This is a genomic window from Pseudomonas huaxiensis (genome assembly GCF_003231275.1).
Taxonomy (GTDB): Bacteria; Pseudomonadota; Gammaproteobacteria; order Pseudomonadales; family Pseudomonadaceae; genus Aquipseudomonas; species Aquipseudomonas huaxiensis.
On sequence record NZ_QKVL01000067.1, the window covers coordinates 1 to 21,193 of the forward strand.

At 64.3% G+C, this 21,193-nt stretch carries 18 protein-coding genes and 1 pseudogene; 8 read left to right on the top strand and 11 right to left on the bottom strand.

Annotated features, from left to right (window positions below; translation table 11 throughout):
• Nucleotides 1-193: 193 nt before the first annotated feature.
• From DM374_RS30875 to DM374_RS30885, 3 genes are all read right to left on the bottom strand, one after another.
• Entirely contained in the window at nt 194-814 is a 621-nt protein-coding gene (locus DM374_RS30875) for a glutathione S-transferase family protein (RefSeq protein ID WP_110973296.1), read from the bottom strand.
• Between the two features lie 78 nt (nt 815-892).
• Entirely contained in the window at nt 893-1,570 is a 678-nt protein-coding gene (locus tag DM374_RS30880; protein ID WP_110973297.1) for a type 1 glutamine amidotransferase domain-containing protein, read from the bottom strand.
• Between the two features lie 74 nt (nt 1,571-1,644).
• A complete protein-coding gene (locus DM374_RS30885; RefSeq protein WP_110973298.1) occupies nt 1,645-3,063 on the bottom strand; it encodes a coniferyl aldehyde dehydrogenase in 1,419 nt (472 codons plus the stop codon).
• Nucleotides 3,064-3,202: 139 nt separating this feature from the next.
• On the opposite strand from DM374_RS30885, the pseudogene DM374_RS34605 reads away from it, so the two are divergent.
• Together DM374_RS34605 and DM374_RS30890 are read left to right on the top strand one after the other, a co-directional pair.
• A pseudogene (locus tag DM374_RS34605) lies at nt 3,203-3,376 on the top strand (LysR family transcriptional regulator); the annotation flags it as partial.
• A 45-nt stretch (nt 3,377-3,421) separates the two neighbouring features.
• On the top strand, nt 3,422-4,129 hold the full coding sequence (locus DM374_RS30890) for a substrate-binding domain-containing protein (protein ID WP_225422636.1): 708 nt from the start codon (nt 3,422-3,424) through the stop codon (nt 4,127-4,129).
• Between the two features lie 67 nt (nt 4,130-4,196).
• On the opposite strand, the gene DM374_RS30895 is transcribed toward DM374_RS30890, so the two are convergent.
• Entirely contained in the window at nt 4,197-5,408 is a 1,212-nt protein-coding gene (locus DM374_RS30895) for an MFS transporter (RefSeq protein ID WP_110973300.1), read from the bottom strand.
• Nucleotides 5,409-5,533: 125 nt separating this feature from the next.
• Nucleotides 5,534-7,033 (bottom strand): MocR-like pyridoxine biosynthesis transcription factor PdxR, encoded by a 1,500-nt coding sequence (gene pdxR, locus DM374_RS30900; protein WP_110973301.1) that lies wholly within the window; start codon nt 7,031-7,033, stop codon nt 5,534-5,536.
• Nucleotides 7,034-7,166: 133 nt separating this feature from the next.
• On the opposite strand from pdxR, the gene DM374_RS30905 reads away from it, so the two are divergent.
• The 4 genes from DM374_RS30905 to DM374_RS30920 all read left to right on the top strand — a co-directional run bounded on the left by DM374_RS30905 (nt 7,167) and on the right by DM374_RS30920 (nt 12,018).
• The gene (locus tag DM374_RS30905; RefSeq protein ID WP_110973302.1) at nt 7,167-8,393 is read left to right on the top strand and encodes a benzoate/H(+) symporter BenE family transporter; all 1,227 of its coding nucleotides are present in this window, start codon (nt 7,167-7,169) and stop codon (nt 8,391-8,393) included.
• Nucleotides 8,394-8,538: 145 nt separating this feature from the next.
• Nucleotides 8,539-8,955: a YybH family protein gene (locus DM374_RS30910; RefSeq protein WP_225422635.1), complete on the top strand. Its 417-nt coding sequence runs from the start codon at nt 8,539-8,541 to the stop codon at nt 8,953-8,955.
• 126 nt (nt 8,956-9,081) lie between these two features.
• Complete coding sequence (locus DM374_RS30915) at nt 9,082-10,581, top strand: purine-cytosine permease family protein (protein ID WP_095157378.1); 1,500 nt, start codon at nt 9,082-9,084, stop codon at nt 10,579-10,581.
• Nucleotides 10,582-10,587: 6 nt separating this feature from the next.
• Nucleotides 10,588-12,018, top strand: a complete 1,431-nt coding sequence (locus DM374_RS30920) for an aldehyde dehydrogenase family protein (RefSeq protein WP_110973304.1) — start codon at nt 10,588-10,590, stop codon at nt 12,016-12,018.
• Nucleotides 12,019-12,119: 101 nt separating this feature from the next.
• Here the strand turns inward: DM374_RS30920 and DM374_RS30925 are convergent, their stop codons facing one another.
• Entirely contained in the window at nt 12,120-13,511 is a 1,392-nt protein-coding gene (locus DM374_RS30925; protein ID WP_110973305.1) for an aldehyde dehydrogenase family protein, read from the bottom strand.
• Nucleotides 13,512-13,616: 105 nt separating this feature from the next.
• Here DM374_RS30925 and ptrR point away from each other — a divergent pair, with 105 nt between their 5' ends.
• Entirely contained in the window at nt 13,617-14,528 is a 912-nt protein-coding gene (gene ptrR, locus DM374_RS30930) for a putrescine utilization regulator PtrR (protein WP_110973306.1), read from the top strand.
• Here ptrR and DM374_RS30935 read toward each other — a convergent pair whose 3' ends face one another.
• From DM374_RS30935 to galB, 3 genes are read right to left on the bottom strand one after another with little or no spacing between them, the layout of a single operon-like run.
• Entirely contained in the window at nt 14,529-15,605 is a 1,077-nt protein-coding gene (locus DM374_RS30935) for a 4-oxalomesaconate tautomerase (RefSeq protein WP_110973307.1), read from the bottom strand.
• Nucleotides 15,602-16,324: a 4-carboxy-4-hydroxy-2-oxoadipate aldolase/oxaloacetate decarboxylase gene (locus DM374_RS30940; protein WP_110973308.1), complete on the bottom strand. Its 723-nt coding sequence runs from the start codon at nt 16,322-16,324 to the stop codon at nt 15,602-15,604. Before DM374_RS30940 ends, DM374_RS30935 begins: the two co-directional genes overlap by 4 nt.
• Nucleotides 16,321-17,055 (bottom strand): 4-oxalmesaconate hydratase, encoded by a 735-nt coding sequence (gene galB, locus DM374_RS30945; protein WP_110973309.1) that lies wholly within the window; start codon nt 17,053-17,055, stop codon nt 16,321-16,323. The genes DM374_RS30940 and galB overlap by 4 nt, the downstream gene beginning before the upstream one ends.
• 308 nt (nt 17,056-17,363) lie before the next feature.
• Between galB and DM374_RS30950 the strand changes: the two genes are divergently transcribed.
• Nucleotides 17,364-18,581, top strand: coding sequence for a LysR family transcriptional regulator (locus DM374_RS30950; protein ID WP_110973310.1), 1,218 nt, complete (start codon nt 17,364-17,366; stop codon nt 18,579-18,581).
• Here the strand turns inward: DM374_RS30950 and DM374_RS30955 are convergent.
• Both DM374_RS30955 and DM374_RS30960 read right to left on the bottom strand, forming a co-directional pair.
• Nucleotides 18,560-19,804 carry an OprD family porin gene (locus DM374_RS30955; protein ID WP_110973311.1) on the bottom strand — a complete coding sequence of 415 codons (1,245 nt, stop codon included), beginning with the start codon at nt 19,802-19,804 and terminating at the stop codon, nt 18,560-18,562. The two genes, DM374_RS30950 and DM374_RS30955, sit on opposite strands and share 22 nt — an antisense overlap.
• A 105-nt stretch (nt 19,805-19,909) precedes the next feature.
• Complete coding sequence (locus tag DM374_RS30960; protein WP_110973312.1) at nt 19,910-21,169, bottom strand: gallate dioxygenase; 1,260 nt, start codon at nt 21,167-21,169, stop codon at nt 19,910-19,912.
• Nucleotides 21,170-21,193: the final 24 nt, after the last annotated feature.

Sequence of the window (21,193 nt, forward strand, 5' to 3'; positions counted from 1 at the left end):
GTAAGTTCGCTGAGCGGAATTCTTTCCGTCCTTTCTTCCTGCGTTTCAATAGCGGCGTGTATTTCTATAATTTGTACTAAACAACGTAATAAAAACTAGCCTCAAAGTATCCTGTCTTCGCGATGGTTTTTGCTTTCTTTGCCTGTTCGCGGGTTTCAGAGAAGTTAGCTAAAGTACGACGAGACGGGCCTTTTCATTTAGCGTAGTGACGGGCCTCGATCGCTTGTGCCTGCTGCCAGCTTTCAAGCGCTTTGAGATTCTGCAGGTATTTCTTGATGTGTGGGTATTCGCCTTTGCTGTCGAAGCGTTGAATGATTTCGGCCACAAAGAACATCATGAAATCGGCGCCACTGAGCTTGCTGCCCACCAGGTAGTCTTTGTTTTCCAGCTGGTCATTCAGGTAGGTGAAGACCTTTTTGCTTTCGGCTTTGGCGTAGCCCGGGAGGAAAACGAGCTCGGCGGTCTCTCGCTGCATGAAGACTTGAAGTAGGGGTGGCAGCATGGCCGAGCTCTCGGAGAAATGCAGCCACTGCAGGTACTCTACGTATTCATCGCTGTCTTTCGGCGGCGCTAAATGCGGGGCAAAGCGTTCGATCAGAATCTCCGTGATCGCACCCGACTCCGCTACTACCTTTCCGTTGAGCTCAATCACCGGCGACTTGCCCAGTGGATGGATGGCTTTCAAGGATTCAGGGGCAAAATGGGTCGCCCGATCGCGGGTGTAAAACTCCGTTTTGTAAGGCACCCCCATCTCTTCAAGCAGCCAAAGCGTGCGAATGGAGCGCGATTCGTTCAAGTGGTGCAAGGTGATCATGCAGGTGTTCCTTCGGTCGGAAGTGGTGAAAGTGGGTCTACATCCGTGATGGTTGCGATGTAGACCCCTTCAAATGTGTCACTGAGCCAGTTTGAGAAGGGCCTTGGCGGCCTCTTCCGAGCTAGCAGGGTTCTGGCCAGTCACAAGCTTGCCGTCGACCAGGACGAAAGGCGCCCAATTCTCGATCTTCTCGTACAGCGCGCCCTGACGTTTGAATTCGTCCTCAATAAGGAACGGAACCACGTTGGTCAGTTGCACATCTTCCTCTTCGCCATTGGTGAAGCCCGTTACGCGTCGGCCTTTAACCAGAGGCTCACCATCAGCAGTCTTTACATGTCGCAGAACACCCGGCGCGTGGCACACGAAGCCGATTGGCTTGTTGGCTCGCTCGAAGCTTTCAATCAGATCGATCGACTTGCGAGACTCCGCGAGATCCCAAAGTGGGCCGTGGCCACCTGGGTAGAAGACAGTGTCGAACTCTTCATGGGATACGGTATCCAGCTTCACGGTAGAGGCGAGGACACGCTGGGCATCAGGGTCGGCTTTGAAGCGGTGAGTCAGCTCAGTTTGAAATTCCGGCAGATCGCTTTTGGGATCAAGCGGAGGTTGTCCGCCTGCAGGCGAGGCTACTACAACATCGGCGCCCGCATCTTTGAACACGTAGTAGGGGGCCGCGAACTCTTCAAGCCAGAAGCCTGTTTTCAGCCCGGTGTCGCCGAGCTGATCGTGGGAAGTCAACACCATCAATACTTTCATCTGGATTTCCATACTCTTGAATTAAAGTTTTCCGGGCGTTTGAGCACGCTGTCCGGAGCTCGGTCTCTGGAGGCTCAGCCTGCAAAAAAAGCCTGAATCGTTTGCAAGTTACTGCTGTAGGGTGCCCGCAGTCTCAGGTTTGAAGCGCCGTCCTGGCTTTGCACTACTACTGGCTTGGCATGGGTGAAACGGCGGAAACCATGCACGCCGTGATAGGCGCCGATGCCCGACGCGCCTACGCCACCAAACGGCAGTGAATCGATCGAGGCGTGAGTCATGACGTCGTTGATCACCAAGGCCCCTGAGGTGGTGTGGCGTGTGAACAGCTCTTGCTGAGCCTTGTCATCTCCGAAGTAATACGCAGCGAGAGGGCGCGGATTGCTGTTGATGTATTGAAGAGGCTCGGAAGCATCGGTGTACGTTTTCACCGGCAGCAGCGGCCCAAAGATCTCCTCCTGCATGATGGCCATCTCGTCGGTCACATCGAGCACCAGGTGCGGGGCGATTTTTCGGGTTTTTGCATCGAACGCTGGCTCACTGCCCGGCGCCAGATTGATCAGCGTGGCTCCCTTCTGCTCTGCGTCCGCCAGAAGGCCAACCAGCCGGTCGAAATGGCGGTCACTGATGATCGAGGTGTATTCCGGGTTGCTGAGCAGGGTGGGGAAGCTGTTGGCGATGAATTCCTTGCTGAACATCACCAACGATTCCTGCTGCTCCGGCGTCACCATCATGTAATCCGGCGACAGGCAAATCTGACCCGCATTGAACGTCTTGATGGTCAGCGTCCGCGCGGTGGCAACCGCGATATCGAAACCTTCCGCCACCACCACTGGGGACTTGCCGCCAAGCTCTAACGTGACAGGTACCAGGTTCTCAGCCGCTGCGCGCATCACATGCCGTCCGACGCCAGTGCTTCCGGTGAAAACGAGGTGGTCGAAGGGCAGGGAGCTGAACGTTGCCCCTACACTCGCATCACCCAGCACCACCGAAAGCTCGGAGGGTTCGAAGTAGGCGGGCACTAACTCCGCCAGGAGCTGCGAAGTGGCCGGCGTCAGCTCTGATGGCTTCAGCATCGCGGTGTTGCCTGCGGCGAAGACGCCTGCCAGAGGGCCAAAAGCGAGGTTGATCGGGAAGTTCCAAGGGCTTATGACGCCAACAACCCCGAGTGGCTGTTGCTCGATCCAGGCCTCCATTCCAGGCCCAGGGCTTTCTACTTTCTCTGCCTTCATCCAGGTTTCCAGATGATCAGCAGAGTGCTCCAGCATTTTCACGGTGGTCGCCAGGTCAGCAACCAGCGACTGATAAATACTGCGGTTGCCAAAGTCAGAGTTAATCGCTTCGCTGATAGCCTGGTGATTGTCTCGGATCAGCTTGACGCTGCGTTTGAGCCTGTCGCGGCGCAGTTCTGCGCTGGCTGGCCCCGATGCGATATGGGCTCGCTTCATGCTGCGCAAAATGGCGAAAAGATCTTGAGTGTCTTGGTTGCCAGTCATTGGATTTCCTCAGATCGAAGGGCTGTCAGTGCGCCCGTGATAAGTGCGTTCAAATCGTGGAAGCAATGCTAGGACAGTGGCGTGACGACGAGTAGACAGCGTATTTTAGCGCTCATATAAATTTAATTATGGGTGCGTCATGTCGCTGGTCAGATTGAGAACCTTCATTGAGGTCTATCGTCAGCGGTCAATCAGCGGCGCCGCGCGGTCTCTGAACTTGACCCAGCCAGCCGTGTCGCAGCACATCGCAGGGTTGGAGTCAGCCATCGGCAGAACACTGTTCGATCGACAGGCTCGGGGGGTGGAGCCAACAGCAGCCGCTCGTGAGTTGGCATCCGACTTGGGGGACAAACTGGACATGGCCGAATCCGCTTTGGCCACCGCAAGAGCACGGTCAGTGGAGCTAGCCGGGGCGCTGCAGATCATCGGGCATGCTGACTTCCTGGCCGAGGTCGTTTCCAAGCAGCTTCGACCTTTACTTGAGGATGGCATTCGCCTGCGCATGCGCAGTGGCAACCATGAGCTGATCACACGGATGCTCATCGAGGGAGAATGTGACCTGGGCATATCCGCCTCTCCACCTGATACACCCCGACTGCGTAATGAGCTGATGTTCACAGAGCAAATAGTGGCTGTAGCCGCGCCGGCGGTTGCACAGAGAATCGCTGCGGCTGAAACCCTTGAAAAGGGGCTCGGTGCAGAGGCGTTGCTGGCCTACAGCCTGGAATTGCCCTTGGTGGACGCCTGGCTTGAAAAGAATGAAATCGAGCTTGAATCTTCGGTTCCAGCGATGACCGGCCAGGATTTGCGTACGTTGCGAACGCTCATGATTGACGGGTTCGGGTGGAGCACGTTGCCGGCCTATCTCTGTGAACCTCACATCGCAAGGGGCGAGCTTCAAGAGATACCCAGCCCGGTTGGACGCATCACGCGTGATTACCATTTGCTTTGGGCGCCTGCCGCTCTGAGGCAGCCTCGCGTTGCTCATGCTCGGCAGACGTTGCTCTGGCATATGCGCAATGGAGAGCGAAACCATACTGATACCGGGGGGCACCCAGCTTCCTGATAGGTATGTCCGGGCGCTCCCGATGATATCCATACCTGTCCCGAAGATTCTGTTTGCAGGCGCCTACTCATGAACAGGAGTGTTTCATACGCCGGCCGGGCCGACTCCGCCACCCCTCCTGCGCCAGCGTCATCACCACCGTAAGTCCCATAAACACCACCGACGCCCAGAAAATCCCCTCCGGCAACCCTCGGTCGAGCAGCCAGCCAAACCCCACCGGGCCCAGTGCGCCGCCGATGTTGAACCCGCTGGAGACGATACCGAAGGTCCGTCCTTCGGCGCCTTTGGGCGAGGCGGCGCGGACCAGCATGTCGCGGGACGGGGCGATCACGCCGGTGAGGAATCCGATCAAGCCGAGCACGATAACCAGTGCCTGGCCGCTGAGTCCTGCCGTGGCGACGAGTGCCGTGAGCAGCGCGGCCAGGCTGAAGGCCGCGGCGGCCACCAGGCCGTGGCGCCGGGTGCGGTCGGCGAGAACACCGCCGGACAGCACGCCGAAGGCGCTGGCGAACAGGAAGGCGCTGAGCGCCGCGTTGGCCCACGGCAGGGCGATGCCCTGGCCCTGCATCAGCGCGGGCAGCGAGAATTTTTCGATGGCGCTGGTGCTGAGGTTAAGCAGCACGAACAGCAGCGTCAGGGTCAGGATCATCGGTGACAACAACTGGCGGCGGTCGTTGTCGGACTTGCCCGCAGTGGCTTCGGCGGCACGGGCCGGGGCGATCCGGGTGATGCCCGATCCCGGCACCAGCAGCAAGGCGAGGGCGGCAAAGCCGGCCAGCGCCACCGCGACGAAGGCCAGGCGCGGATCGCTGGCTGCGGCGATGGCCGGCAGCACCAGCGGCGCGACGGCGGCGCCGAGAAAGCCGGCGAAGGTGTGCACGGAAAAGGCTTTGCCCATCCGCGCCGGATCAATGCCCTGGGCCAGCAAGGCGTAGTCGGCCGGGTGGTAGACGGCGTTGGCGACACCGGCCAGGGCCATGGCGACCAGCAGCCAGGTGTAGGTGGGAAACAGGGCGACCAGCAGGAAACTGCAACTGCCCAGCGCAAGCCCCGCGATCAGCACGCGGCGGGCGCCGTAGTGGTCGACGGCAAAGCCCATGGGTGCCTGCAACAACGCGCTGACGATATTGAACAGGCTCAGCGCCAACCCCAGTTCGACATAGCCGACGTCAAACCAGGCGGGCAGCAATGGAAACAGGGCGGCGAGGGCCATGATGTGCAAGTGGCTGATGCTGTGGGCGGTGGCGATCTGGGGCAGCAGCCCGATACGGCTCGGCATTCGGCGGGGATTCCTTTATCGGCGTGATCCCGGCAGCGCTGGCGTGCCGGGTATTTCGCCGCCGATTCTAGGGGTAAGGTGGTCTAGCAAAGCCATCCATTCCAGGCACCTGAACCAGACCACTTTTAGCGCTTCAGCACCTTGGCCAGCCGCCGCATCGCCGCCTCGATTTCATGTTCGGTCAGCGAGGCATAGCCCAGCAGCCAACCCGGGCGGCTGGCCGTTCCCGCGTACAACGGGCTCAGTCCCAGCAGTTGAATGCCGGCTCTGGCGGCCTGGCGCAGGGTGCGTTCTTCCGACCAGCCATCGGCGAGGAAGCAAGGGATCTGCAGCCCACCCGGTGGCGGCAAAGCGCTGGCGATGCCCGGCAGATGGCGCGAGACGGCGTCGAGCAGCACCGTGCGTCGCGCCCGGTAGAGCTTGCGCATGGCGCGGATATGGGCGTTGTAGTGGCCGTCTTCCATGAACCGGGCCACGGTCAGTTGCAGCAACTGCGGCGTGTGGCCGTCCATGATGCTGCGGGCGCGGGTAAAGACCTCGACCAATTCCGGCGGCAGCACCATGTAGCCCATGCGCAGGCCGGGAAACAGGGTTTTGCTGAAAGTGCCCAGGTAGACCGTGCGCCGATAAGGATCCAGCCCCTGCACGCAGGCGGTGGGCAGGCCGTCGTAGTGGAACTCGCTGTCGTAGTCGTCCTCGATGATCCAGCGGTGGTGTTCCGCGGCCCAATTGATCAGTTCCAGTCGGCGCTCCAGCGGCAGGGTCGCGCCGGTGGGGTATTGGTGCGAGGGCGTCACGTAGAGACAGGTGGCGCCGCTGGTGTCGGCGCGCAGCAGGTCGGTGCGCAGGCCGTGGTGGTCGACATCGATCGGGATCACCCGGGTTTCCGCAGCCTCGAAGGCCCGGCGCGCGCCGATGTAGCCGGGGTTCTCCATCAACACCGGCTTGCCGGCATCGGCGAGCAACTGGGCGCAGAGCAGCAAGGCCTGGCGGGTGCTGCTCAGCACCAGGATCTGCTCGGGTGAGCACTTGGCGCCACGCTCCAGGTTCAGGTAGGTGGCGATGGCCTTGCGCAGCGGTTCGGCGCCCTGCGGATCGCCGTGCAGCAGCACGCTGTCGCGGTGGTCTTTCATCACCTGGCGGTGCAGGCGCTCCCAGACGGCGAGGGGAAAGGCGCGGGTTTCCGGCAGGCCGGGGGCGAAGGCGCGGATCTCCTGTTGGTCGCTGACGCCGCCGTGTTCGAGGATGGACTGGCCGCGACGGCTCAGAGCTGGCGCGGGCGCTGGGCTTGCCTCACGCCGCCGACCCGGGGTGCCTGGACGCCGTCGGGCGCTGCCCCGCAGCTCGGGACCGAGGGTGTTCGAAACGTAGCTGCCGGAGCCTTCGCGGCGCGTGATGAAACCGTCGCGGTGCAAGTGCACATAGGCGTTCTCCACCGTATCCCGGGCAACGCCGAGGGATGCGGCGAGGACGCGGCTGGCCGGAAGCTTCAGGCCCGGCGCCAGGGCACCTTCGAGAATCAGCGCGCGCAAGGCCCGCTGAATGCGCTGGTGCAGGTCGAGCGGCTGCAGATCGGCGGCGCTCATGCGCATGTTCAAGGTTTCGAGTTCGAAGGTGCTGGCCATCGGATCGGCGCTCCCTGCGCGAGAAAGTGGTCTGCTGATCGGTCGTAAAGTGTAGGGGCAAGGCAGGCCATTGCGAAGCTATAAATGCTCCCCGTTCGGGCCCGTCAGCCCGTCCTGTCAGGAGCCAGATACCATGTCAGCTACACCTTCCCATTCCCGCCCGGGTCCGGGCGACCTCCTTCACCCGATCATCGCCGGGCTGATTTCAGTCATCGTCAACTATGGCGGCACCTTCATCCTGGTGTTCCAGGCCGCGCGGGTGGCGGGTTTGAGCCCGGAGCTGACGGCGTCATGGGTGTGGTCGGTGTCGATCGGCGTGGGGGTGACCGGGCTGCTGCTCAGTTGGGTCACGCGAGAACCGATCATCACCGCCTGGTCGACGCCGGCCGCAGCGTTTCTGGTGGTCGCGCTGGCGACCACGCCCTATGCCGAGGCGGTGGGGGCATACCTGATTTCCGCGGCAGCCTTTGTGGTGCTGGGCCTGTCCGGCTGTTTCGAAAAGGTCATTCGCCTGGTGCCGCCCGGCGTGGCGGCGGGCTTGCTGGCGGGAATCCTGCTGCCGTTCGGTATTGGCGCCTTTGCCAGCGTCAGCGTCGATCCGCTGCTGGCGGGCGTGCTGATTGCGGTCTATGTGGCGTTCAAGCGCTTTACCGCGCGCTACGCGGTGGTGGCAATTCTCGCGTTGGGCATGGTCCTGTTGCTGGCCCAGGGCCGGCTGGATTTCACCGGGCTGCAGTTGCAGTTCGCCGCCCCGGTCTACACCGCCCCCGAGTTTTCCCTCAACGCGCTGCTCAGCGTGGCCATGCCGTTGTTTCTGATCACGCTGACCGGCCAGTACATGCCCGGCATGCTGGTACTGCGCAATGACGGCTTCCGCACCAGCGCCAACCCGATCGTCTCGGTGACGGGGCTGGGCTCGCTGCTGATGGCGCCGTTCGGCTCCCATGCGTTCAATATCGCGGCGATCACCGCGGCGATTTGCACCGGCAAGGAGGCCCACGAGCAACCCTCCCGGCGCTGGATCGCCGGTATTGCTGCCGGGCTGTTCTATATCGTGGTCGGTATCTTCGGCGTGACCCTGGCGGCGGTGTTCATGGCGTTTCCGGCGAGCTTTATCACCACCCTGGCCGGGCTGGCGTTGCTGGGCACTATTGGTGGCAGCCTGGCCAGTGCCCTGGCCGACGCCCGCACCCGTGAATCCGCGTTGATCACCTTCCTGGCTGCAGCCGCCAATATCACCCTGTTCGGGATTGGCGGCGCGTTCTGGGGATTGCTTATCGGCCTTGGCGCACACGCCGTGCTCAATGGCCGTCTGCCGCGCCGCTCAGCGTCTGTGCCGGAGCGCGAGGCGGTCAACTGAGCCACGTTCCGGGGTGCGCTCGCGGGCGCACTCCGGGGACATCCTCGGCACGATGGTTCAGAAATTCCTGAACTGATTATTTGTCATCAGCGATTTTTCCCACGCAGGTGCCTCGCCAGAATCCCTCACGACAACTACAAAAATCGTGAGTACCGCCTCCGTGACCCAGATTCCCTCGCGCGAACATCAGGTATTGCAGGCCGCCGCCGCCCTGGTCGATGCCTTCGCCAGCAATGACACCGCCCGCTACTTCGCCTGCTTCAGCGAAGACGCGACCTTCCTGTTCCACACCCTTGCCCAGCCGCTGACCTCGCGCCACGCCTATGAACAGGTCTGGCAGCAATGGCAGGCCGAAGGCTTCGCCGTGCTCGGCTGCCAGTCCAGCAATGGCCAGGTCAGCCTGCAAGGCGAGGTGGCGATCTTCATGCATGACGTCGCCACCCACATCCGCCTCGGCGGTGAAGAACACCAGTTGCAGGAACGGGAAACCATCGTCTTCCGCCATCACGGCGAGCGCTGGCTGGCCTGTCACGAGCACCTGTCGGTCCTCAGCGACGCTTGATTCGATTTTGGCGGCCTTGCCGCTACTGCCAACGCACTCACCCGCGGAGCGATCCGCAGGGCAGACAAGAGGGCGGCGCCTGCGCGCCAGCCTTATAACAATCAAGACAGGCGCTGGAGCATCACCATGAGCCAATCGACGCGGATCGAAACCAACGGGGTCGAACAGATTCCCGATCATCAACGCAGTGCCAGCCCGCTGGACCTGTTCCGCCTGATCTTCGGCGGCGCCAACACCTTCGCCACCGCGGTACTGGGCAGTTTCCCGGTGCTGTTCGGGTTGTCGTTCCAGGCCGGGGTCTGGGCGATCCTGCTGGGCGTCGGCGTCGGTGCGCTGATCCTTTCACCCATGGGCCTGTTCGGCGCGCTCAATGGCACCAACAACGCGGTGTCGTCCGGCGCGCATTTCGGCGTGCACGGTCGCATCGTCGGCTCGTTCCTGTCGCTGCTGACCGCCGTGGCGTTCTTCTCGCTGTCGGTGTGGAGTTCCGGTGACGCCCTGGTTGGCGGCGCCAAGCGCCTGGCCGGATTGCCGGAAACCGACCTGACCCTGGGCCTGGCCTACGGCCTGTTCGCGGTGCTGGTACTGGTGGTGTGCATCTACGGTTTCCGCTTCATGCTGTGGGTCAACAAGATCGCCGTGTGGGCATCGAGCCTGATGTTCCTGCTGGGCATCGTCGCCTTCGCGGGCCCGTTCGACGCGGGCTTTGCCGGCAGCGTCAACCTCGGTCAGCCGGGCTTCTGGGCGGCGTTCATCGGCTCGGCGCTGCTGGCGATGAGCAACCCGGTGTCGTTTGGCGCCTTCCTCGGTGACTGGTCGCGCTACATTCCGCGTGCCACGCCGAAGTCGCGGATCATGCTGGCGGTGATCGCCTCGCAGATCGGCACGCTGATTCCGTTCTTCTTTGGCCTGTGCACCGCGACCCTGGTGGCCAGCCACGCGCCGCAGTACATCGAGGCGAACAACTACGTCGGCGGACTGCTGGCGATTTCGCCGAGCTGGTTCTTCCTGCCGGTGTGCCTGATCGCGGTGATCGGCGGCATGTCCACCGGCACCACCGCGCTGTATGGCACCGGCCTGGACATGTCCAGCGTGTTCCCGCGCCTGCTCAGCCGCGCCGGCGCGACTCTGCTGATCGGCGTCGCCGCCATCGCCTTCATCTTCATCGGCCGCTTCGCCTTCAACCTGGTGCAGAGCGTGTCCACCTTCGCGGTGCTGATCATCACCTGCACCAGCCCGTGGATGATCATCATGATCCTCGGCCTGATCACCCGCCGTGGCTTCTACCACGCCGACGACCTGCAGGTATTCACCCGCGGCGAGCGCGGTGGCCATTACTGGTTCACCCACGGCTGGAACTGGCGCGGCATGGGTGCATGGATCCCCAGCGCGCTGGTCGGCCTGTGCTTCGTCAACCTGCCGGGGCAGTTCGTTGGCGCCCTCGGCGAGCTGGCCGGCGGCATCGACATCAGCCTGCCGATCACCCTCGGCATGGCTGCCGTGCTGTACCTGGCCCTGATCAACCTCTTTCCCGAGCCCGCCGCGGTGTTTGGCCCCAAGGGCCCTCGCTGGGTATTCCGAAAACCAGTGGCGCAGGCGCCGCTGACCCGTGCCGAAACGGCCTGACTGGAGCTGCACATGACTCATTACATCGATGGCCGCTGGGTAGACGGCGCCACTGCCGACTGCATCAAGGTATTCGACCCGTCCCTGGGCGAGCCTTTCGCTGAGCTGCTGGCCGCCAGCGCCGCCCAGGTCGATGACGCCGTGGCCGCCGCGCGCAAGGCGCTGCCGGCCTGGAAAGCACTGGACGTGGCAAAGCGCGCCGGTTACCTGCGTGGCTTCGCCGAGCAACTGGGCCTGCGCCGCGAAGAACTGATCACCCTGCAGATGCGCAACAACGGCAAGCCGCGCTTTGAAGCCGAGGTGGACCTGGACGACGCCGTCGCCACCTTCGGCTACTACGCCGACCTGATCGAGCAACAAGCGCAGAAAGACCCGAGTGTCGCCCTGGCCGCGCCGGGCTTCAGCGCCCGCACCCGACTGGAACCGGTCGGTGTGGTCGGGTTGATCGTGCCGTGGAACTTCCCGCTGGTGACCAGCGCCTGGAAACTTGCCCCGGCCCTGGCTGCCGGTTGTACCGTGGTCCTCAAACCCTCGGAAATCACACCGCTGATCGAACAGAGCTACGGCCAGATCGCCGAGGTCCTGGGGCTGCCGGCCGGTGTGCTGAATATCGTCGTCGGCAAGGCCGAAACCGGCATCGCCCTGAGCAACCACAACGGCCTCGACAAACTGTCGTTCACCGGCAGCAACACGGTGGGCAGCCAGGTGATGCGCAGTGCTTCGGCGCAGTGCCGCCCGGTCACTCTGGAGCTGGGTGGCAAGTCGGCGATCGTGGTGTTCGATGACTGCGACCTGGACCAGGCGGTGGAGTGGATCGTCGCGGGTATCTGCTGGAACGCCGGCCAGATGTGTTCGGCCACCTCGCGCCTGCTGATTCAGGACGGCATCGCCGATGCGCTGCTGGCCAAGCTGCAGGTGGCGCTGGCGCAATTGCGGGTCGGCAATCCGCTGACCGAGGAAGTCGACATGGGCCCGCTGACCAGCCAGGGCCAATGGCTCAAAGTCGCGGCGTATTTCGCCGTGGCCAAGGAAGAAGGTTTGCAGTGCCTGACCGGCGGCAAGCCGTTGGACCGCGCCGGCTGGTTTGTCAGCCCGACGTTGTACGCCGATGTGCCGGCGGACAGCCGCCTGTGGACCGAGGAAATCTTCGGGCCGGTGCTGTGCAGCCAGCGTTTCAACACGGAAGCCGAGGCAATCGCCCTGGCCAATGACAGCCGCTTTGGGTTGGTCGCGACCGTGGTCAGTGCGGATCTGCAGCGCGCCGAGCGGGTTGCCGATGCACTGGAAGTGGGGCATGTGTGGATCAACTCGATCCAGGCGGTGTTCGTCGAAACCTCATGGGGCGGGACCAAAGGCAGCGGCATTGGTCGCGAGCTGGGGCCTTGGGGGTTGTCGGCGTATCAGTCGGTCAAGCATGTGACTCGTTGCCTGGGGTGACTTTTTTTGGGGTCGCTTTTGCGGCCCTTCGCGAGCAAGCTCGCTCCTACAGGATTAACGCAGAGCCCCGTAGGAGCGAGCTTGCTCGCGATGGCCACCACTCAGTTCCGATCCAGCCACACCGTCTGCGCATTGCAGAACTCGCGCACACCAAAGTGCGACAGCTCGCGCCCGAAACCGCTCTTCTTCACGCCACCAAACGTCACCCGCGGATCGCTCGCGCAGTAACCGTTGATGAACACACCACCGGTATCCAACTCGTCGGCCAGTTGCTCGGCCAGCGCCGGGTTGGCGGTGTAGATGGTCGAGGCCAGGCCGAACTCGCTGTCGTTCGCCAGTTCCAGCGCATGCCGCGCATCGCGGGCGGTGATGATCGAGGCCACCGGGCCGAACAGTTCCTGTTTGAACGAGGTCATCTGGTCGGTCACGTCAGCCAGCACGGTCGGCTGGTAGAAGTTGCCAGTGCCTTCGGCCTTGCCACCACCGAGCAGCAGGCTGGCGCCTTCGGCCAAGGTCGCCTGGACCTGGCCGTCAAGCTCGTCGCGCAGGTCGAAGCGGGCCATCGGGCCGATGTAGGTCTGGTCCTGGGTCGGATCACCCACCACCAGGGCGCGGGTGGCTTCGACGAATTTCGCGGTGAAAGCCTCCACCACGCCTTGTTCGACGATCAGGCGCTTGGCCGCGGCGCAGACCTGGCCGGTGTTCTGGTAGCGACCGATGACCGCAGCTTTCACCGCTTCGTCCAGGTCGGCATCGTTGAGTACGATGAACGGGTCGGAGCCGCCCAGTTCCAGCACGCATTTTTTCAACGCGGCACCGGCCTGTGAGCCGATGGCGATACCGGCGCGCACGCTGCCGGTCAGGGTGACGGCGGCGATGCGTGGGTCGGCGATTGCGGCGGACACGCCGTCAGGGGTGACGTTGAGCACTTCGAACACGCCTTCCGGGAAGCCGGCGCGCTTGATCGCGTCAAGCAGCAGGTAGGCGCTGCCCATCACGTTCGGCGCGTGCTTGAGCACGTAGACGTTGCCGGCCAGCAGCGTCGGCACCGCGCCGCGCAGCACTTGCCAGATCGGGAAGTTCCATGGCATCACGGCGAGAATCGGGCCCAGCGGACGGTACTCGATGCGCGCCTTGCCTACCGCTACGGGCGCCGCTTCGGGGGCGATCATGGCGGGGCCGGCGTCGGCGTACCACTCGCAGAGCTGGGCGCATTTCTCGATTTCGCCACGGGCCTGGGCAATTGGTTTGCCCATTTCGGCGGTGATCATCCGCGCCATGGCTTCGGCGTTGTCGCGCAGCGCGCCGGCCAGCGCCAGCAGGCGTTCGACCCGGGCTTCGACCGGGGTGCGGCGCCAGGCCGCGTAACCGGCGGCAGCGCGAGCGAGGGTGGCGTCCTGCACAGCGGCGCTTTCGTAGGGATAGTGGCCAATCTGCTCGCCGGTGGCGGGATTGATCGACAAGGCATGGGTCTGGTGGCTGATCACGGTCATTTTGGAGTTCTCATGGACGGTGTATGGATCAAAGCCTACTGCGTTGTGTCTTTCCCTTGAACTGAATAATACTGAGCGAAACGTTCACGCAGAGAGAATGACTCTATGGATCTGGTGCAGCTGGAGATGTTCAAGGCCGTGGCAGAGCAGGGCAGCATCAGTGCCGCGGCTCAGCACATTCATCGGGTGCCGTCGAACCTGACCACAAGAATCCGACAACTGGAGCAGGAACTGGGCGCGGATTTGTTCATTCGCGAGAAAAGCCGCCTGCGTTTGTCGCCGGCCGGATGGAATTTCCTCGACTACGCGCGGCGCATTCTCGACCTGGTGGCCGAGGCGCGGCAGACCGTGGCCGGCGACGAACCCCAGGGCGCCTTCGCCCTCGGTTCGCTGGAAAGCACTGCGGCGGTGCGCATCCCGGCGTTGCTGGCGGCCTATAACCAGCGTTATGCCAAGGTCGAACTGGACCTGAGCACCGGGCCTTCCGGGGCGATGATCGATGGGGTGCTGGCCGGGCGCCTGAGCGCGGCCTTTGTCGACGGCCCGGTGCTGCACCCGGCGCTGGAAGGGGTGCCGGTGTTCACCGAGGAAATGGTCCTGATCGCGCCGCTGAACCACGGGCCCATTCGCCGCGCTGCCGAGGTCAATGGCTCGACCATCTACGCCTTCCGCGCCAACTGTTCGTACCGCCATCACTTCGAAAGCTGGTTCGCCCAGGACGAAGCGGTGCCGGGCAAGATCCTCGAAATGGAGTCCTACCACGGCATGCTCGCCTGCGTCAGCGCCGGTGCCGGGCTGGCGCTGATGCCGCGCAGCATGCTCGACAGCATGCCGGGTTGCAGCACGGTCAGTGTCTGGCCGTTGTCCGAGCGCTTCCGTTATCTGCGCACCTGGCTGGTGTGGCGCAAGGGCATGATGTCGCGCTGCTTGAGCACCTTTGTCGAGTTGCTGCGCGAGCGCGGTGATGTGCTGGATGCCGACGACGCGGTGGCGCCGCCGGATAGCCGTCAGCGCTGATTACGCCGAGGGAGAGCGCTCGGGCACAAACACCGCCCCTTCAAACAACAACCGCGCCGTGCGCACCAGCCCGCAACTGACGATACGCCCGCCTTCCTGGCGAATCTCCACGCTGAATTCGCCACTCGGGTGCTCCACCGACACCCGATGCAGCGGCCCCGGCTGCAGGTGCGCGAGCGGCCGGGCCACGGTGTCTTCGATCAGGCAGGCGGTGGCCACGCTGACTGCGCCGAATACGCCGATGGAGGCATGGCAGCGATGAGGGATGAACGAGCGGGTGGCGATGCTGCCGCCCGCGCGCGGTGCAGCCACCAGGCACATTTTCGGCACGTTGCGCTGGCTGACATCGCCCAGGTTCATGCGCGGGCCGGCCTGCAGGCGGATCGACTCCAGCCGTGCTTTCAGTTCACTGTCAGCGTCCAGTTGCTCGCGGCTTTCGTACCCGCTGCAGCCCAGGTCTTCGGCGCGCACCAGCACCACCGGCATGCCGTTGTCGATGCAGGTCACTTCGACGCCGTCGAAGCGGTCGCGTGCCGCGCCGGTGGGCAGCAGGCTGCCGCAACTGGAGCCGGCGACGTCCTCGAAGGCGATGACGATCGCCGCGCCGCTGCCCGGTACGCCGTCGATGCGGGTGTTGCCGGTGTAGCTGACCGCGCCGTCGGGCGTGGCAATGTGGGCGACGGCGACCTGCCCGGTGTTTTCCATGAAGATCCGCACCGGCGTGCTGCCACCGCGCACCGGCACCAGGCCGCGCTCGACGGCGAACGGGCCGACGGCGGCAAGCATGTTGCCGCAGTTCTGGCCCAGGTCCACCCGCGCTTCGTCCACCAGCACCTGGGCGAACAGGTAGTCGACATCGGCGTCGGCGCGGCTGCTGGGACGGATGATCGCGACCTTGCTGGTCAGCGGATCGGCGCCGCCGATGCCGTCGATCTGCCGCGCATCCGGCGAGCCCATCACCGCCAGCAGCACAGCATCACGCTGGAGGGGATCGGCGGGCAGGTCGTCGGCGAGGAAGAAGGCGCCCTTGGAGGTGCCGCCGCGCATCAGCAGGCAGGGGATGCGGCGCTGGCTCATAGGCGATTTTCCAGATCGTCGAGGCTGTCGACGTAGACCAGGCCTTTCGCTTCCAGGCGCGGGCGCATGCTGTAGATGTCCAGGCCCAGCTCGCCATTGGCCAGGCGCAGGCGTTTCTGTTCTTCCAGCTCGGCGCGGGCCAGCGCGGCTTGTGCGACGTCGCGGGCTTCAGTACGACGGACCACCACCACGCCATCGTCGTCGGCAATCACCACGTCGCCGGCATTGATCATCTGGCCGGCGCAGAGCAGCGGCAGGTTCACCGAGCCGAGCACTTCCTTGACCGTGCCCTGGGCATTGATCGCCCGCGACCACACGGCAAAGCCCATTTCCCGCAGGGTCTGGCTGTCGCGCACGCCCGCGTCGATCACCAGCCCGCGCACGCCGCGAGCCTGGAGCGAGGTGGCGAGCAGGTCGCCGAAATAACCGTCGGTGCATGGCGAACTGGGCGCCACCACCAGCAGATCGCCCGGTTGGCACTGCTCGACGGCGACGTGGAACATCCAGTTGTCACCCGGCGCCACCAGCACCGTCACCGCCGAGCCCGCGACCGCGCGGCCTTGCTGGATCGGCCGCAGGTGCGAGGCAAGCAGGCCCTTGCGGCCCTGGGCTTCATGGACGGTGGCAACGCCGAGGCGGCCGAGGGTTTCGATGACATCCGGTTCGGCACGGCGAATGTTGCGCACCACGTAGCCGGTCTTGCCGATCAGTTCGCTCATGCCAGGTTCTCCGTAACTCGCGGGAAGATGCTCTGGTAGCCCTCGGCGTAGACGATATCGCGGCTGGTGGCGATGCCGACGTTGCGCTTGGCCTGCACGCCGCGCTGCAGGGCGACGCGGGTGTAGTACTCCCAGAGGTGTTCCTGGCCGGCCATGCACTGGATGGCGGCGTATTTGCGGTCCCACACCTCGGTGATGTCGAGCAGCACGTCCGGGCGCCATTCGCATTGCTCGGGCTGGTGCGGCTCGAAGCTGTACACAGGCGGTGCGCCGACGATCTTCTCGCCCGGCCGGTAGCCCTCGGCCTGGGCGATGATCCGCGCTTCCTGGGCCAGGTGCATGGCCAGCGGGTGGTCGTAGTTGTACGGGTCTTTCAGCGAGTGGCTGAGGACGAACTCCGGCTGCACGCGGCGGAACACATCGGCGAGGCGGAACAGCGTGTCCTTGTCGGCGCGCATCGGGTAGTCGCCGATATCGAAGAACTCGACGCTGGCGCCGAGCACCTCGGCGGCGGCTTCGGCTTCGTGGCGGCGGGCGGCCTTGACCTTGTCTTCGGTCATCTCGCCCTTGCGCCACAGCTTGGCCGATTCGCCGCGTTCGCCGAACGACAGGCAGACGATATGCACCGCGTAACCCTGCTGCGCATGCAAGGCGATGGCGCCGCCGGCGCGCCAGACGAAATCGGCGGAGTGAGCGCTGACAACCAGCGCGGTTTTCTGGACCTGGGACATTGCAAGGCTCCTTGTGCGTTTTGTCCAAGGATGTCAGTCGGGTTGAAAACGGAGTAATGCGTAGGACTGAGCCGGGTATGCGTTTTGCTTATTGCTCTGGCGGGTGCTTGGGCGCATAGTCCCGCGCTTGCTGGATACTGGGTGCCGGTGGACCTATGGCGGCCCCACCAACTCAGACCCGCAGTCCAACCTGTGGGAGCCGGCTTGCCGGCGATTGGCGGCCTGCCAGACAGCATCGCTGCCCCATCGCTGGCAAGCTAGCTCCCACAGGATGGAATCCAGCGACGCACAGCCAGAGGACCAGGAAAATGCCGACCGACGAACTGATCAACCTGATGCAGGTCCGTGCGTTCGTTCGGGTGGCGGACCTGGGCAGTGTTTCGCGGGCCTGCGAGACATTGTTCCGCGCCCAGTCGGTGGTGACCCGGGCCATCTCCGAACTGGAGGCGCGCCTCGCGGTGCCGCTGTTCGAGCGCCACGCCAACGGCATGCGCCTGACCACCCAGGGTGCGCACATTCTGCCGCGGGCGCGGCGGGTGCTGGTGGAGCTGGACACGGTGCCGCGCCTGCTGGGCAGCGCCGAGAACGTGGAGCCGCTGTACCTGTTCCAGGCGCGGCGCCTGCAGGTGTTCGCCAAGCTCTGTGAAAGTCGCCATATGCAGACCGTCGCCAGCCATTTCGGCCTGAGCCAGCCGGCCGTGAGCGCGGCGCTCAAGGTGCTCGAAGGCGGCGCCGGGCGCTCGCTGTTCGAGCGCACGCCACGGGGTTTGCAGCCGACCCGGGCGAGCCTGGAAATCGTCTTTCCGATCCGCCGCGCGCTGAACGAGCTGCGCCATATCGACACCGACCTCAGCGCCTTGCGCGGCAGCCTGCAAGGCGTGGTGCAGGTCGGCGCGCTGCCGCTGGGGCGCACGCGGATCCTGCCCGAGGCCATCGTCCGCCTGACCGCCGAGCACCCCGGCATCCATGTCATCACCAACGAAAGCCCGTTCGACCTGCTGGCCACCGAGCTGCGCGCGGGCGATGTGGATTTCATCTTCGGCGCCCTGCGCGGCAGCAGTTATGCCAGCGATCTGAGTGGCGAGGCGCTGTGGTCGGAAGACATGGTGGTGCTGGCGCGGCGCGAGCATCCGCTGCGCGGACAGCCGTTGAGCGACGAGACCCTGGCGGGCGCGGGATGGGTGCTGCCGCGGGCGGGCTCGCCGGCACGGCAACTGGTGGACGACAGCTTCAGCGCGCAAGGGCTGGCGCCGCCGCGACCACGGGTGGAAAGCGCGGACCTGGCGATCATCCGCGGGCTGTTGCTGCGTTCGGACATGCTGGCGATCGTTTCGGCGCATCAATTGGAGTACGAAATCGAACGCGGCGAGCTGTGCATCCTGCCGTTGTCGCTGGCCCGCACCACCCGCGCCATTGGCCTGACCTGCCGCACGGCGAGCTTGCACTCGCCGCTGGCGCAGGCACTGATGGCGACGATTCGCCAGGTGGTCGCCGAGCTACCGGCTCAGAGCAGCTTGACCGGGTAGTTGAAGATCAGCCGGTTCTCGTCGAAGCGGGTGCCGCTGCCCCAGTCGCGACGCTGGCTGGAGTTACGCCATTTGACGTTGAGGTTCTTCAGCGCGCCGGACTGCACGGTGTAGGCCACTTCGGTTTCGCGGCCCCATTCGTGACCGTCATTGGTGACTGCGTTGTGCACGTCGTGACCTTGCAGGTAGCGGTTCATCAGGGTCAGGCCGGGGACACCGAGAGCGGCGAAGTCGTAGTCATGGCGAACCTGCCAGGAGCGCTCTTTCGCGTTCTCGTAGCTGGAGTTGAAGGTGTCGTTGGCCAGCACGCCGCCGCTGGTGCCGTTGACCCGGAACCACTCGTCATCGCCCATGACTTTCTGCAGACCGAGGTAGAAGGTGCTGCCGCCATGGCGTGCCGACAACAGCCCGCTGGCGGTGCGGTTGTCCAGTTCACCGGCGCGGGCGGCACCGTCATCCTTGCCGAGGAAGTAGCCGAGGTTGGCGCCCAGTACCCAGTCGCCCACCGGCTGGCTGTGCTGCAGCGTCAGGTACTGCTGGCGGTAGATGTCTTTCAGTTCCGCGCTCCACAGACCGACCAGGGTGCGCTCCTGGTTGAAGCGCAGTTCGCCGCCGGCGAAGTTGAAGCGGTCCGAGGTGAAGCCTGGGCGGGTGAACAGCGACATGTCTTCGCGGCTGGCATCGTTGCGCGGGCTGTTCTGGCGCATCTGCCCGCCGTACAGGGTCAGGCCGTCGATTTCCTTCGAGGTGACCTGCGCGCCCTGGAAGGTCTGCGGTAGCGAGCGGGCGTCGTCGGAACGCAGGATCGGCAACACCGGTGACCATTCGCCGACTTTCAGTTCGGTCTTCGACAGCCGCACCTTGCCGGCCACCGCCAGGCGTCCGTAATCGTCGGCGGGATGGCCGCCGTCATGCACCGGCAGCAATTGCGTGTTGGTGGTGCCCTGGCCACCGTCCAGCTTGACGCTGTACAGGCCGAGCACATCGAGGCCGAAGCCGACGGTGCCCTGGGTGAAGCCGGACTTAGCGTCAAGGAGGAAACTCTGGGTCCATTCCTCGGCCTTGCCCTGGCTTGCGGTGTCGACGAAGTTGCGGTTGAGGTAGAAGTTGCGCAGGGTCAGGGTGCTGCTGGCGTCGTCGATAAAGCCGGCAGCCATGGCCGGGGCGGGCAGGGCGCAGGTCAGGGCCAGGGTGAGCAGCGGGAAGTCGCGGGTGGTCTTCATTGTTGTTGTTATTCCATTCGTTGGACACGGCGCTGCCGCCCGGCGCAAGTGCGCAGGCAGGCAACGTCAGGGGTTATCGCCCCGGTGGCCGGGGCGAGGGGTGAATCAGTCGGCCTTGCCGGCGACCGAGTAGAGCACTTGCTGGTTGCGGGTCTTCATGAAATCTTCGAGGCTCTGTCCGCGCATGGCGGCGTAGATGTCCAGATTGGAAATGCCCAGCACCGCGCCGAGTTTTTCCAGCACGAAGAAGATCGCGCCGTACTGGATCAGCCCGCGCCAGTCGCGACGGCGCAGCAGGTCGCGTTCCTCTTCGCTGAGCGCGGCTTCGGTGTACATCGCCTCGGGCTCGGCCAGGAAGCGCGCGCGCCAGGCCGGCTCGATCATGCGGTGCAGAAATTTGTTCAGGCGGTAGCCGCGGGCGCTGCGCTCAAGGGTGAAAGGGTAGGTGCCTTCGAGCTTTTCGGCGCCCGCCAACTGATGCCCCATATGTGCCAGGTGACGGGCGTTGACCTCGGCCGGCACCGGGCGATCACGGTTTTCCAGAAGCAGGGTGGCGATGCCGGTCATCGACGGCAGGTAGTAGTCGTAGTGCAGTTGTTCGACGGTGGCCGACAGCGCGCCGCGCATGATCAGCCAGGTGATCACCTCGGCGCCTTCCATGCCGCCGAGGGTGGCGTATTCGGCCTGGGTCAGGCGGGTCAGTTGCACCGGGTCGTTGACGAACAGGTCGATGAACTGCGCGTCCCACTCCGGGTTGTTGAAGCCGCAGCGCTCGCCGTGGACCTGGTGCGACACGCCGCCAGTGGCGACGATGGCGACCTTGAGGTCTTGCGGGAAGCTCTCGATGGCCCGGCGCAGCGCCTGACCGAGCTTGAAGCAGCGCGCCGCGCTGGGGATCGGGAACTGCAACACGCCCACCTGCAACGGCACGATCTGCACCGGCCAGCCGTTGTCGCAGGGCAGCAGCGCCGACATCGGCGAGAAGAAGCCGTGGTCCAGCGGCTTGTCGCGGAAGAAACTCATGTCGAACTCGTCGGCCATCAGGCTCTCGCCGATGTGTCGCGACAGCGCCGCGTGGCCGCCGATGGCCGGCAGCTCGCGCGGATTGCCGCCTTCGTCGGCGACGCCATACTGCTCGTCGACACCGAGGGCGAAGGCGCTGTAGTGGTCGAAGAAGAATGAGGTCACGTGGTCGTTGAAGATGTAGAACAGCACATCCGGCTGGCGCGCCTGCAGCCAGGCCTTGACCGGCTTGAAGCTCTCGAAGATCGGCGCCCAGGCGGCTTCGTCCTGTTTATCGTGATCGACCGCGAAACCGATGGTCGGGGTGTGCGAGACGGCGAGGCCGCCGATGATTCGTGCCATGACGAGTTCCTTGAAAATGAAAAG